Here is a 12,682-nt window from a genome sequence, read left to right as displayed (position 1 = left end):
CCGGTTTTGCGATCTGGGACCCCGGTCCTGATGGAATGTGCGCCCGGATCAGGCCGATAGTGGCGTTTCGCCACGCCGGTTCAGGCGGCCGAAGGCGCCGCGGGCGGATATTCGAGCGCCCGGGCCCTGGGCTGAATGGCGCCGGCGGCCGGTTCGCTTTAATAAGTTATTAATTGCAAAGGGTATGTTGATGTCCGCGCCGCCGTCTCATCGGTACGGCGCTCCGCCGCCCGGGCCGGTCGAGGCCCGGTCGCCCGTTCCAGTACCGCAACACTGTGGAACTTTCCCCACCTTTAGCAGTCATATATCGCGACTGCTAAGATGACCCCCATGACCTCTATCGCCCAATCCACTGCTCTAGTCGCCAACAACCTGCCTGTGCCCAGCGCGCTCGGTTCGCTGGACGCGTATATCGGCGCCGTGCACCAGATCCCGGTGCTCAGCGTGGAAAACGAGCAGGCGCTGGCGCGCCGCTTCCGCGAAGGGGAAGACCTCGACGCGGCCCGTGAACTCGTTCACTCGCATCTGCGCTTCGTCGTCCACGTGGCCCGCGGCTACAACGGCTACGGTCTGCAGATCGGCGACCTGATCCAGGAAGGCAACATCGGCCTGATGAAGGCGGTCAAGCGTTTCGACCCCGACCAGGGCGTGCGCCTGGTCTCGTTCGCGGTCCACTGGATCCGCGCCGAGATGCACGAGTTCATCCTCAAGAACTGGCGCATCGTCAAGGTCGCCACGACCAAGGCGCAGCGCAAGCTGTTCTTCAACCTGCGCAAGAGCAAGACGCGCCTGGGCTGGATGAACGCCGAGGAAGTGCGCCTGGTCGCCAAGGACCTCAACGTCTCCGAGCGCGAAGTGCTGGAAATGGAATCGCGCCTGTCCGGCCGCGACATCGGTTTCGATGCGCCCTCCGACGAAGACGACGATCATGCGCCGCCGTCGCCGGCCGCGTACCTGCGCGCGAGCGACGAAGATCCGTCGCAGTCGTACGAGCGCGAGGACGAGGAAGACAACCAGCTCGGCCTGCTGCGCGAAGGCCTCGCCGGCCTGGATGCGCGTTCGCGCGACATCATCAAGCGTCGCTGGCTCGATGCCGACAGCAAGATCACCTTGCAAGAACTGGCCGACGAGTACGGCGTCAGCGCCGAGCGCATCCGCCAGATCGAAGCCAATGCCCTGAAGAAGATGCGCGGCCTGTTCGTCGCCTGATCGGCCACCAGCAAGCTTAGCGACGACGGCCCGGGAAACCGGGCCGTCGTCGTTTGCGGCGCCGCAAACGGCTGCAGCGTTCGCGACCGCGCAGCGCAAGAAGCGGATATCGCCGCGCGCGCGCGGCATCTAACTTGGGGCCCTGTCTTCCAAGGAGTTACCCCATGTCTCGCTACCGCATCGCCGGCCTGTCGCCGGAACCCTTCGCCACCCTCGGCGCGCTCGACGACGCCAGCCTGCGTGCCCACGGCATGCGCCGCATCGTCGCCGACTCGCCGAACGGCTACCCCTGTCGGATCAGCCTGGCCGACGCCAAGCCCGGCGACTCGGTGTTGTTGCTGACCTTCGAGCACCACGCCTGCGACGGCCCCTATCGTTCCAGCGGCCCGATCTACGTGCGCGAGGGCGCCACCGCGGCCTCGTACGACGACGCACTGCCGCCGTTCCTGCGCACCCGTCATCTGTCGCTGCGCGCCTACGACGCCGACGGCTGGATGCGCGGCGCGCGCGCGATCGATGGCGCCCAGGCCGATGCGGTGCTGGCCGAGCTGCTCGACGATCCGGACACGACCGAAGTGCACGCGCACAATGCCCGCACCGGTTGCTTCATGTGCCGGATCGATCGCGTCTGACGCGTCCCTGCAGACAGCCACCGAGTCCGCAGTAAACACGAAGGGCGCCGCGAGGCGCCCTTCGTCGTCGTTACCGCTGCAGCCGAGGCGATGCGTGCGCACCGCCTCGCCTTCATGCCTTCATGGCGGCGGCGTGTCGGCGCGGGCAGGCTCGCCGGTGCCGAAGATGATGCGGGCGTGGCGTTGGTAGGTGAAGTAGGCCCACGACCAGTTGAGCATCACGATCAGCCGGTTGCGGAAGCCGATCAGGAAGAACACGTGCGCGGCGAGCCAGAACACCCAGGCGACGAAGCCGGAGAACTTGAAGCCGCGCAGGTCGACCACCGCGGCGCGGCGGCCGATGGTGGCGAGGTTGCCGAAGTCGACGTAACGGAAAGGTTCGAGCGTGCGCCGATCGAGACGTGCGCGTATCGCACGCGCGACGTAGGCGCCCATCTGCTTGGCGCCCGGCGCGACCCCGGGCACGGGCTGGCCGTTGGCTTGCTTGACGCTGGCCAGATCGCCGGCGACGAAGATCTCCGGATGCCCGGGCACGCTGAGGTCGGGTTCGACCAGCACGCGCCCGGCGCGATCGTGCGGCGCAGCGAGCAGGGCGCCGAGCGGTGAAGCGGCGACGCCGGCCGCCCACAGCACCGTGCGCGCCGGCACGAACTCGGTGCCGAGTCGGTAGCCGCGCGCGTCGATCTCGGCGACCGGGGTGCCGGTGGCGACTTCGACCCCAAGCCGCTGCAATTGCGCGCGGGCTTTTTCCGACAGCGACTCGGGAAAGTTCGCCAGCACGCGCGGGCCGGCTTCGATCAAACGCACGCGCGCCTGTGCCGGGTCGATGCGGCGGAACTCGCGGCGCAGGGTCTTGCGCGAAATCTCGGCGAGGGTGCCGGCGAGTTCGACCCCGGTCGGGCCGCCGCCGACCACGGCGAAGTGCAGCCAGGCCGAGCGTTCTTCCTCGGTTTCGGCCGCTTCGGCGCGTTCGAAGGCGAGCAGGACGCGGCGGCGGATGTGCAGGGCGTCGTCGAGGGTCTTCAGGCCGGGCGCATCGTCGGCCCATTCGTCGTGGCCGAAATAGGCATGGGTCGCGCCGCTGGCGAGCAGCAGGTAGTCGTAGTCGATGACGTCGCCGTCGGCGAGGCTCACCTGGCGCGCGTCGGCGGCGATGCCGGTCACTTCGCCCAGGCGCACTTCGACATTCTTCTGATTGCGCAGGATGTGGCGCAAGGGCGCGGCGATGTCCGGCGCCGACAGGCCGGCGGTCGCGACCTGGTACAGCAAGGGCTGGAACAGATGATGGTTGCGACGGTCGATCAGGGTAATGCGCACCTCGGCCGAAGCCAGGGCGCGCGTCGCCCACAGACCGCCGAACCCGCCGCCGACGATGACGACGTGCTTGCGGGAGTCGCTCATGACGATGGAGCCTCGATCAGCTGAGATGGCGGGTGAGCAGGTCTTCGAGCTTGCGCTGGTCGGCGGCGAAACGGCGGATACCGTCGGCGAGCTTGTCGGTCGCCATCGCGTCCTCGTTGTGCTGCCAGCGGAACCCGGCCTCGTCGAGCTTCGCGCTCGGCGCGGCGCGTTGGCCGTCGTCGTTGAGCGCGCGCGCGACCGTGTCGTGGCCGGCTTCGAGTTCGCCGAGCAACTCCGGCGAGATCGTCAGGCGGTCGCAACCGGCGAGCGCGAGCACTTGCCCGGTGTTGCGGAAGCTCGCGCCCATGACCACGGTGGCGTAGTCGTGGCGCTTGTAGTACTGCCAGATACGCGCGACCGACTGCACGCCGGGGTCGTCGGCGGGCGTGGCCGGCTTGGGCGTGCCGTTGGCGAGATGCCAGTCGAGGATGCGGCCCACGAACGGCGAAATCAGGTATACGCCGGCCTCGGCGCAGGCCACGGCCTGGGCGAACGAGAACAGCAGGGTCAGGTTGCAGTGGATGCCTTCGCGTTCGAGCTGCTCGGCGGCGCGGATGCCTTCCCAGGTCGAGGCGATCTTGATCAGCAGGCGCTCGCGGCCGATGCCGGCCTGGTCGTACAACTCGACGATGCGGCGGGCCTGGGCCAGGGTCGCTTCGGTGTCGAAGCTCAGGCGCGCATCGACTTCGGTGGAGACGCGGCCGGGGATCAGCTTGAGGATTTCGCCGCCGATCGCGACGGCCAGGCGCAGCCCGGCGTCGCCGACGCGCGCGGCGGTGTCGGCGCCTTGCGCCGCGGCGACTGCGGCCTCGATCAGCGGCGCATAGGCCGGCAAGGCCGAGGCCTTGAGCAGCAAGGAGGGGTTGGTGGTCGCATCGAGCGGACGGAAGCGGGCGATGGCTTCGATGTCGCCGGTGTCGGCGACGACGGCGGAGAGTGCGCGCAGTTGTTCGAGCTGGTTGGTCATGGGGGTGGGGTCATGTCGTGTCGTTAGGGTCCCCGCCATTCTCACTGATCGAGGTTAGCGCGTCATGACCGTGGCGCTCGTTTCGGTGCCGGCACGGCGTCGAGGCGCTGACGGCGGGGTTGCGCTAGGCTGGGCCGCGACAGGGCCGGGACCGGCCCGCGGGGGAATCGCATGGCCGCAGAGGAAAAACGCATCGCGCTGCTGATCGACGCCGACAACGCGCCGGCGGCGAAGATCGACGTGATCCTGACCGAGGTGGCGAGTTACGGCGTCGCTAACGTCCGCCGCGCCTACGGCGACTGGAAGAGCCCGAACCTCAAGAGCTGGGAAGCGGTGCTGCACGACTACGCGATCCGGCCGATGCAGCAGTTCGCCTACAGCAAGGGCAAGAACGCCTCCGACATGGCGATGGTCATCGATGCGATGGACTTGCTGTATGCGCGCAACCTCGACGGTTTCGCGATCGTCTCCAGCGATGCCGATTTCACCCCGCTGGTGATGCGCCTGCTGACCGAGGGCGCCAAGGTCTATGGCTTCGGCGAGCAGAAGACGCCGGAGCCCTTCGTCAACGCCTGCTCGAAGTTCACCTATGTCGAGGCCCTGGCCCAGCCGGCCAGCGTCGACGGTGCGCCCGACGACAGCGCGGCGACGCCGGTGCGCAGCGCCAAGGACCTGCGCAGCGATACGCGTCTGGTGCAGATGCTGCGGCGCGCGGTCGACGCCGCCGGCGGCGACGACGGCTGGTCGCGGTTGGCCACGATCGGACAGCAGATCGGCAACCAGGCCTCGTTCGATCCGCGCAATTACGGTTACCGCAAACTCAGCGACCTGATCGAGGCGATGGGCCTGTTCGAGATACGGCGCGACAACCTGACCGTGTGGGTACGCGACAAGCCCAAGGGCGGCGCGAAGAAAGCCGCCGAGAGCAAATCGCCCGCGAACAAACCGGCGGTCAATCCTGCGTCGGCCAACCAGCCTGCCGCGAACAAACCGCCGGTGAACAAGCCGGCGGCGAGCAAGCCGAAGGTCAAGGCCAAGACCTGATCGAAGGCGCGATCCGCGACGCAGCTGGGGTAGGAGCGGCGCGAGCCGCGACCGCGAATCGTGGGCGGCGACGTTCTTTCCTTGACGGCGTCGAATCCCATCCCTGGCCTTGGCCTTGGCCTTGGCCTTGGCCTTGGCTTTGGCTTATGACTGTTGCTGTTGCTGTAGCTGTAGCTGTTGCTGTTGCTGTGCGCAGCTTCGCACTAGCGAAGGCCACAGAAGACCCGGAGGGCGGCCCGCATGGATGCGGGCCGTTTTTCATCGGGACAGGGATGTCCCGTATGAAAAATCCCTGCGTCGGCATCGCTCGTGCGGGCTGGTGATTCAAAGCAAAAGCATTTTTCTTTGGTGACTTTCTTTTGTTGCTTTAGACAAAAGAAAGTTACCCGCCGCTTTAGTGGCGGAAGCTTTTATCGTTTGATCTTGCTGGTATGAAAGCCATAAGCAAGAGCAGAGCTTCCGCCCGCTACGCGGCCGGGTTACTTTCTTTTGCTAAGCCCAAAAGAAAGGTAACCAAAGAAAAGGGCTCTCCTTGCAAGGGCACAGGCCACGAGTGCAATGCTGTCGCCGGGATTTTCCGATAAGACATCCTTGTCTTATCGGAAAACGGCGCACGTCCTGTGCGCCGCCCTCCGGGTCTCCACTTGACCGGTAAAGCCGCAAAGCAGATCAAAATCACGGCAACGGCAACGGCAACGGCAACGGCAACGGCAACGGCAACGGCAACTCCACAGCCCCTTTTCAAAGGGGGCACAAGCGCGGCTCAGTACAAATCGATCGGATCGACGTCCAGCGACCAGCGCACCTTGCGCGCTTCCGGGCAGGCGTAGATCGCCGGCAGGGCGGCGTCGAGCGCCGCGTGCAGATGGCGCCGTTCCAGCGCGGTCAGGATCAATTGCGCGCGCTGGTAACCGGCGCGGCGCGGCATCGGCGCCGGCAAGGGGCCGTTGATCTCCAGGGCGGGGCGCTGTCCCGGTGCGGGGCGCCGGCGCGGGTCGGCGAAGGCATCGATCTCGCGCCGTGCCTTGGCCAAGAACGCATTGGCGACGTCGACCTCCTGCGCTTCGGCGCGCAGCAGGGCCATGTGCGCGAACGGCGGAAAATCGGCGGCTTCGCGTTGCGCGAGCTCGGTTTCGGCGAACGCGGCATAGCCGCCGGTCAACAGCGTATGCAGCAGCGGATGCTCGGGATGATGAGTCTGCAACAGCACTTGCCCGAGTTTGTCGGCGCGGCCGGCGCGGCCGGCCACCTGGATCAATAGTTGGGCGAGTTTTTCCGGCGCGCGGAAGTCGGCGCTGAACAAGCCTTCGTCGATGCCGACCACCGCGACCAGGGTCAGGTTCGGCAGGTCGTGGCCCTTGGCGAGCATCTGCGTGCCGACCAGGATGCCGGGCGCGGTGCCGAATTCGGCCAAATGCTGTTCGAGCGCGTCGCGGCGCTGAGTGGTGCCGCGGTCGATGCGGCGCACGGGGTAATCGGGGAAGCGCGCGCTCAGGGACTCTTCGATGCGTTCGGTGCCGGCGCCCTGCGATTGCAGGGCCAGGCCGCCGCAGTCGGGGCAGGCGTTCGGTGCGGGCCGGCGCGTACCGCAGTGGTGGCATTGCAGGCGCCGGCCGCCGCCGTGCACGGTCATCGGCGTGCCTTTGAGCGGGGTGCTGCAACGCGGGCAGTGCGCGGTCCAACCGCAGTCGTGGCACAACAGCACCGGCGCATAGCCGCGCCGGTTCTTGAACACCAACACCTGGCCGCCGGCGTGGAGCGCCTGGGCGATGGCGTCGACCAATTCCGGCGACAGGCCGGCCTCGATCGGGCGCTTGCGCACGTCGACCACCCGCACCTGCGGCGCCTGCGCCTGGCCGGCGCGGCGTTGCAGGCGCAGATGGCCGTAGCGCCCGGCCTGGACGTTGCGCAGCGACTCCAGCGACGGCGTGGCGCTGCCGAGCAGGATCGGTATGTTCAAAGCCTTGGCCCGGACCAGGGCGAAATCGCGGGCGTGGTAACGGATGCCGTCCTGCTGCTTGAAGCTGCCGTCGTGTTCCTCGTCGATCACGATCAGGCCCGGCTGCAGCAGCGGCAGGAACACCGCCGAGCGGGTGCCGACCGCGACCCGCGCTTCGCCGCGCGCGAACGCGGCCCAGGTGCGGGCGCGTTCGCCGTCGGACAGGCCCGAGTGCAGGGCGTGGATCGGCACGCCGAGGCGGGCGCGGAACCGCGCCAGGGTCTGCGGGGTCAGGCCGATCTCCGGCACCAGCACCAGGGCCTGCTTGCCGCGCGCCAGGCAGTCGGCGATCGCGTGCAGGTAGACCTCGGTCTTGCCGCTGCCGGTGACGCCGTCGAGCAGGAAGGGCACGAAGCCGTCGGCGGCCAACACCGTGTCGACGGCGTCCTGCTGTTCCTCGTTGAGCGCCGGCCCCGGGCGCGGCGCCGGCGCACGCGCGCTGGCCGGGACGGCGATGCGCTCGGCCAGATCGCGCTTGGCCAGGGCGCGCGCGGCGCTGCGCCACTCGTCCAGGGCCTCGTCGAGACGGTCCTCGTCCTGGGGGCCGTCCTGCAGCAGGTCGGCGAGGCGGCGCGGGCGGCCGGCGCGCAGGCCTTCGCGGCCGGTGCGGCCGGCCTCGGTCAGACACCAGGCCCAGGCATGGGTGTCGGGCAGCGGCTCGCCGTGGCGCAGCGGCCCGGGCAGGGCGGTCGCCAGGACCTCGCCGAGCGGGGCATGGGTGTAGCGGGCCAGCCAGCGCAGCGAGTCGAACAGCTCGCCGTGCAGCAGCGGGTCGGCATCGATCCGGCCCAGGGCGGTCTTGAGCGCGGCCGGGTCGGTCTCGTACTCGGGCGCGCCGACTTCGGCGACCACCCCGACCAACTCGCGGCGGCCGAACGGCACCCGCACCCGGTGGCCGACCGCGGCGTCGCCGTCGGCCTGGCTCGCAGGCGGCAGATAGTCGAACAGCCGCGGCAACGGCAGCGGCAGGGCGACGCGCCAGACGGTCGACGGCGGTGGAAACAGGGCCTCGGGCATGACGCCAGTCTAGCGACCGGGAACGATCGGCGGCAGCCGAAGGAGTTGCAGGCCATAGCTCGCTATTACGTGACATTAATCACGTAACTTGCGGTATACCAAGGGAAATCCCCCTTATCCACACGGGCTGTGGATAAATCTGTGCATGGCGGGTCGGCAGCGATGCGCGAGAGCGTTGAAATAAGCCCTCGGGTTAGGTTGGTGAAAAAAGTGCCAACGCGGTTATTAGTATATTTATCAAAGCCTTAGCCGTGAAACATGGCTGTCATGCGGTTCTCGCCGCCGGCAAACCGAGGCTTGATGACGTTTCCATTACTGCTGTGCACAACCACTTTTGATCGCAGGCCGCGTCCTGCTTCGCGCTGGCGCGCGTCGGCGCTTTGTCAAGCGGTTTTGCACGCCGCCAGCCTCGCTATGATGGAGCGTATGGTGAAGTCGTTCCGATGAGTTCCAGACCCCCGTCCCCCAGCTCTACCGCCCCCCGGCAAAACGCTCCGGCAGCCCTCTCGGCCTTCCTTCGGGGCGTCGAACGGCGCGGCGCCGTGCTGGCCGAATTGCAGGCAGGCGATGCCGCCGCCGGCGACGCCGCGCTGGCTTCGGCGATGGCCGGTTTCCGCCAGGTCGCTGCCGACGCCTCGCTCAGCGACTGGCCGACCCGGTTCTGGGCGCTGCTGCTGACCCAGCCCGGCCTGCGCCACCGCACCCCGGTCGCGATCGCGGTCGAGGCCACCGACCGTCTCGCCGACCTCGGCAGCGGCCCGCGTGCCGCCCTGTTGCTGCGTCTGGCCGCCGGGCTCGGCGAGGGCGAGGCCGCCGCGGTGCTCGGCGTCGCCCCGGCGACCTATCGCCTGGCCCTGCAACGCGCCCTGCCGCGTCATGCCGACGGCCGCGCCGATCCGCAGGCCTGGCAGCAACTGCGCGAGCAGGTGCACCGCCGCATCAAGACCCTGCCGGCCGAGCGCCTGGCCCGTCTCGGTCAGGTACGCGAAGCGGCCCTGCAGGGTGTGGCGGTAACCGCCACCGTCGGGGCCCGTGCCGAGGCCGCGCCGCGCTCGCGTCCGCGCTGGCTGATGCCGCTGTTGTGGAGCCTGCTGGTGCTGTGCGTGCTGGCGTTCGCGGCGACCTTCTGGCCGTTCGGCGGGTTCGCCGGCGGCTGGCTCGGCGGCCCCGACGGGGTGCGGGTCAGCCCCTTGCCGGAGGCCGCCGCGCCCGCCCAGCGCTACAGCCACGAGGCCGGGCTGATCGCCCACCGCGATTTCGCCTTGCTCGCCGACCCCGACGGTCAGGCCGCCGCGGCCGAGGTCGACTTCCACAGCTGGCTCGCCGCGCGCGACGCCGGCACCATCCCGCTGCTGGCGCCGGCTCCGGCCGACGCGCCGGTGGCCAGCGACGCCCCCGCCGGCGCGCCGGCGCCGGGTTCGGAAACCGACGCCCCCGAAAGCGAAGGCCTGGAGAGCAGCGATGCGCCGCAGTGATTCCCCGCGCCGTTGGGTATGCGGCCTGGCCCTGGCTGCGGTTGCGGCGCTGACCCCGGCCGCGGCCCTGCCGCCCGATCTCGGCGAGATCCTGCAGCGCCTGCCGCCGTCGGTACAGGCGCGGCTGCAGGAAAACGCCAAGCGCTGGGCCGGCTGGAGCCCGGATCAACGCCGCGACTTCAACCATCGTGCGGCGCAGTGGGATGCCCTGAGCGTGCAGCAACGCGGCGAGCGCCGCGAACGCTATCTGGCCTGGCAGGTCTTGAGCGCCGAGGAACGCGCCCAGACCCAGGCCGCGGCGGCACGCTACGCGGCCCTGCCGCCCGACCAGCAGCAGGCCTTGCGCGCGCAGTTCGACGCCATCGACCGCAGCGATCGCCGCGGTTGGTTGCTCGGGCCTGCGCTCGGCGCCGACTACCCGGCCCTGCAGCCCTTGCTGGCGCAGATGCCCGAAGCCCAGCACGGCGCCATGCGCGAGGCCTTGCGCGCGATGACGCCGATGCAACGCAAGGACCTGGCGGTGCTGGTCCAGCGCACGCCGCCGCACGACCGCCAACGCCTGCGCAGCGGGCTGCTGGCGACGCCGGCGCCGAACCGCGGCGCCTGGCTCAGCGAAGAACTGCAGCGCTGAGCGTTGTGACGGCGGTGGCGGCGGCAAGCCTTGTTACATCCGCCGTCGCCGCGGCCTGCTAGCGTCGGCACGACCCTCCGCCAGGCCTGCGCGCATGATCGTCGAATACATCCGCTATACCCTCGAGCCCGACGCCTGCGCGGCCTTCGAGCGCGACTACGTGCGCGCCGCTCTCGTGCTGGACGCATCAAAGCATTGCCTGGCCTACGAGCTCTCGCGTTGCCTCGACGAACCGCATCGTTATCTGCTGCGGATCGAGTGGGACAGCGCCGAGGGCCATCTGCAGGGCTTTCGCGGCAGTCCGGAGTTCCGCGACTTTCTCGCCGCGATCCGCGGCTACATCGGTGCGATCGAAGAGATGCGGCATTACGCGCCGACGGCGGTGGTCGGGGCGAAGACGGCGACGGCCTGAGCGTCGCGCCGTCGTCGCCGCAACATCAGTGCTACCGCGCAAGCCGCCCGCGAGTCAGCGCTGCAGCGTCCGCAGCACTCGGCGCGAGGCGTTGAAGCGGCCGCCGAAGCGCGCCATGCCGTCGGCGCGCAGCCGTGGCGCATGTTCGCGCAGGTAGTCCTCGAGCGCGGCCCGGTCGCGCAGGCGGTACTGCACGCACAAGCCGACGCGGCCGTCCGGCGCCGAGGGTTCCAGGGTTTCGTGCAAGTCGGCGCCGAGAAAGCCGGGCAGGGCGCAGATCTCGGCGATATGCGCGCGCAGCCACTGCAGATACTCGTCGGCGATGGCGCCGTCGAGGTCGAGCGTGACCTCGTAGACCACCTCGCCGGCGGAATGCGCGCTCACATCCGCACCACGGCGGCCACCGCCAGGATCATCGCGGCGAAGGTCAGCAGGAAGAAATACAGCGTGCCGATCACGCTGTAGCGCAACAGGGTCACCAGCCAACCGTTGCCGTATACGCGCTTTTGCATGATCAGCAGATAGATCGGCATCCACGCCCACAGCAGGCCGATGCCCCAGCCGCCGATCCAGACGAAGCCCGGCCAGTGCGGGGTGATCGCGCCGCCGAGCAGCATCAACACGAACATCGCCAGGATCGACAGGCACAGGTAGACGTGGCTGTAGAGCGCGACCGCCAGGTGTTCGAGATAGCCGCGCCCCGAGCCCAGGTAGGCGATCTTCAGCAACAGCGCGAACAGCGGCACCATCAGGAACAGAGCGGTCGGCACCGCGCTGATCAGCGTGTGCACATAGCGCCAGGGTTCCTTGCGCAGGCGCTTGATGTTGGCTTCGCCGCGGCCGACCTGTTTGTTGAGCCAGTCGTTGGCGGCCTTCGGCCACCAGCTCACGGCCAGCGGATTGGTCTGCGCGTTCCAGGCCTTGCCGTTGAACGACAGCGGGTCGCCGATGTCTTCGCAATCGGTCTCGCCGTAGCGCTCCGGATCGGACTTGCGCGCGACCGGGCCTTCGCTGGCCAGCGCATGCAGTTGTTGCAACTGGGCGGCGCGGCAGCCGGCTTCGGCGTTGACCAGGCGGATCTTGTTGGCCTGCTCGATCGCCGCGGTGGATTTCGGCGCCAGCTTGGCCAGTCCGGCCTGCAGCGGCGCGATGCGCTCGTCGCGCACCCGTTCGACCTCGGCCAGGGTTTTGGCCGCTTCGAGGGTGCCGCTCTTGGGCACGAACGCGTCGCGCACACCGGCCGCTTTCTGCTCGGCGACCTGCTTCGCGTCCAGGCCCTGGTCGATGCGCAGCTTTTCGATGCGCTTGTCGGCCTGGCGGTTGATCGTGTTGATCGAAGTGTCGATAGCGTTGCGCGCCTCGGCCGGCACCGCCTGGCTGGCCGCCTGCAGTTCCTTGACCGTGCGCGCGCGCAGCGCTTCGACCTCGACGATGCTGTCGGCGTTCTTGATCTGCTTCTTGCTGTTGCCCAGGCGCACCGTGGTGTTCTGCATGGTGTGCACGTCGAAGCCCTGAGCGCCCTCGTCGATGTGAATCGCGAACTGGGCGACGAAGAAGGTCAGCACCGAGACGATCACGAACAGGCGCAGCGGCGCGACATAGCGAACGCGATGGCCGCCGATGTAGTTGCGGGCGACCCGGCCCGGAGACAGCAGATCGCGCAAAGTGCGGAAAATGCGCCCGTCGAGGTGCCAGAACGACTCGAACACCTCTTCCAGGGCGTGGCCGGCGTGGCGGATCGGGTTGACTACCGACTGGCTGCAGACATGGCAGTAATGCCCCTGCAACAAGGTCTGGCAGTTCTCGCAATGAGTCAGGTCGCCATGGCCGCCGGCGGCCGAAGATGAAGAGTCGGTCATCTGGAATCGATCAGGCTCCCCGGCCTTCACTTTCGA

At 68.6% G+C, this 12,682-nt stretch carries 11 protein-coding genes; 6 read left to right on the top strand and 5 right to left on the bottom strand.

Translation table 11 applies throughout. From position 1 onward, the window contains the following. The first annotated feature begins 330 nt into the window (after positions 1 to 330). Both rpoH and LC490_RS19785 read left to right on the top strand, forming a co-directional pair. Positions 331 to 1,209 carry an RNA polymerase sigma factor RpoH gene (rpoH, locus tag LC490_RS19790; protein ID WP_031373242.1) on the top strand — a complete coding sequence of 293 codons (879 nt, stop codon included), beginning with the start codon at positions 331 to 333 and terminating at the stop codon, positions 1,207 to 1,209. Positions 1,210 to 1,373: 164 nt separating this feature from the next. After that, positions 1,374 to 1,841: a DUF1203 domain-containing protein gene (locus LC490_RS19785; RefSeq protein ID WP_223621317.1), complete on the top strand. Its 468-nt coding sequence runs from the start codon at positions 1,374 to 1,376 to the stop codon at positions 1,839 to 1,841. 120 nt (positions 1,842 to 1,961) lie between these two features. Here LC490_RS19785 and LC490_RS19780 read toward each other — a convergent pair whose 3' ends face one another. Both LC490_RS19780 and tal read right to left on the bottom strand, forming a co-directional pair. Further along, a complete protein-coding gene (locus tag LC490_RS19780) occupies positions 1,962 to 3,242 on the bottom strand; it encodes an NAD(P)/FAD-dependent oxidoreductase (RefSeq protein ID WP_223621316.1) in 1,281 nt (426 codons plus the stop codon). A 16-nt stretch (positions 3,243 to 3,258) separates the two neighbouring features. Further along, positions 3,259 to 4,209, bottom strand: a complete 951-nt coding sequence (gene tal, locus LC490_RS19775; protein WP_223621315.1) for a transaldolase — start codon at positions 4,207 to 4,209, stop codon at positions 3,259 to 3,261. Between the two features lie 171 nt (positions 4,210 to 4,380). On the opposite strand from tal, the gene LC490_RS19770 reads away from it, so the two are divergent. Continuing rightward, the gene (locus tag LC490_RS19770; protein WP_223621314.1) at positions 4,381 to 5,253 is read left to right on the top strand and encodes an NYN domain-containing protein; all 873 of its coding nucleotides are present in this window, start codon (positions 4,381 to 4,383) and stop codon (positions 5,251 to 5,253) included. A gap of 763 nt (positions 5,254 to 6,016) precedes the next feature. On the opposite strand, the gene LC490_RS19765 is transcribed toward LC490_RS19770, so the two are convergent. Then, on the bottom strand, positions 6,017 to 8,269 hold the full coding sequence (locus tag LC490_RS19765; protein WP_223621313.1) for a primosomal protein N': 2,253 nt from the start codon (positions 8,267 to 8,269) through the stop codon (positions 6,017 to 6,019). Between the two features lie 542 nt (positions 8,270 to 8,811). Here LC490_RS19765 and LC490_RS19760 point away from each other — a divergent pair. The 3 genes from LC490_RS19760 (at position 8,812) to LC490_RS19750 (ending at position 10,787) form a co-directional block, all read left to right on the top strand. Next, positions 8,812 to 9,744 (top strand): hypothetical protein, encoded by a 933-nt coding sequence (locus tag LC490_RS19760; RefSeq protein ID WP_051885000.1) that lies wholly within the window; start codon positions 8,812 to 8,814, stop codon positions 9,742 to 9,744. Continuing rightward, positions 9,731 to 10,375 carry a DUF3106 domain-containing protein gene (locus LC490_RS19755; protein WP_031372115.1) on the top strand — a complete coding sequence of 215 codons (645 nt, stop codon included), beginning with the start codon at positions 9,731 to 9,733 and terminating at the stop codon, positions 10,373 to 10,375. The genes LC490_RS19760 and LC490_RS19755 overlap by 14 nt, the downstream gene beginning before the upstream one ends. Positions 10,376 to 10,469: 94 nt before the next feature. Then, the gene (locus LC490_RS19750) at positions 10,470 to 10,787 is read left to right on the top strand and encodes an antibiotic biosynthesis monooxygenase family protein (protein WP_223621312.1); all 318 of its coding nucleotides are present in this window, start codon (positions 10,470 to 10,472) and stop codon (positions 10,785 to 10,787) included. Between the two features lie 54 nt (positions 10,788 to 10,841). Here LC490_RS19750 and LC490_RS19745 read toward each other — a convergent pair whose 3' ends face one another. Together LC490_RS19745 and LC490_RS19740 are read right to left on the bottom strand one after the other, a co-directional pair. Then, on the bottom strand, positions 10,842 to 11,171 hold the full coding sequence (locus LC490_RS19745) for a DUF4286 family protein (RefSeq protein ID WP_161786116.1): 330 nt from the start codon (positions 11,169 to 11,171) through the stop codon (positions 10,842 to 10,844). Next, entirely contained in the window at positions 11,168 to 12,646 is a 1,479-nt protein-coding gene (locus tag LC490_RS19740) for a DUF3667 domain-containing protein (protein WP_223621311.1), read from the bottom strand. Before LC490_RS19740 ends, LC490_RS19745 begins: the two co-directional genes overlap by 4 nt. Positions 12,647 to 12,682 lie beyond the last annotated feature (36 nt).

The organism is Lysobacter sp. ESA13C, assembly GCF_019970005.1.
GTDB classification, from domain to species: Bacteria; Pseudomonadota; Gammaproteobacteria; order Xanthomonadales; family Xanthomonadaceae; genus Lysobacter; species Lysobacter antibioticus_B.
The sequence above is the reverse complement of the archived record's forward strand: the minus strand, read 5'-3'. Positions and strand labels throughout refer to the sequence as shown.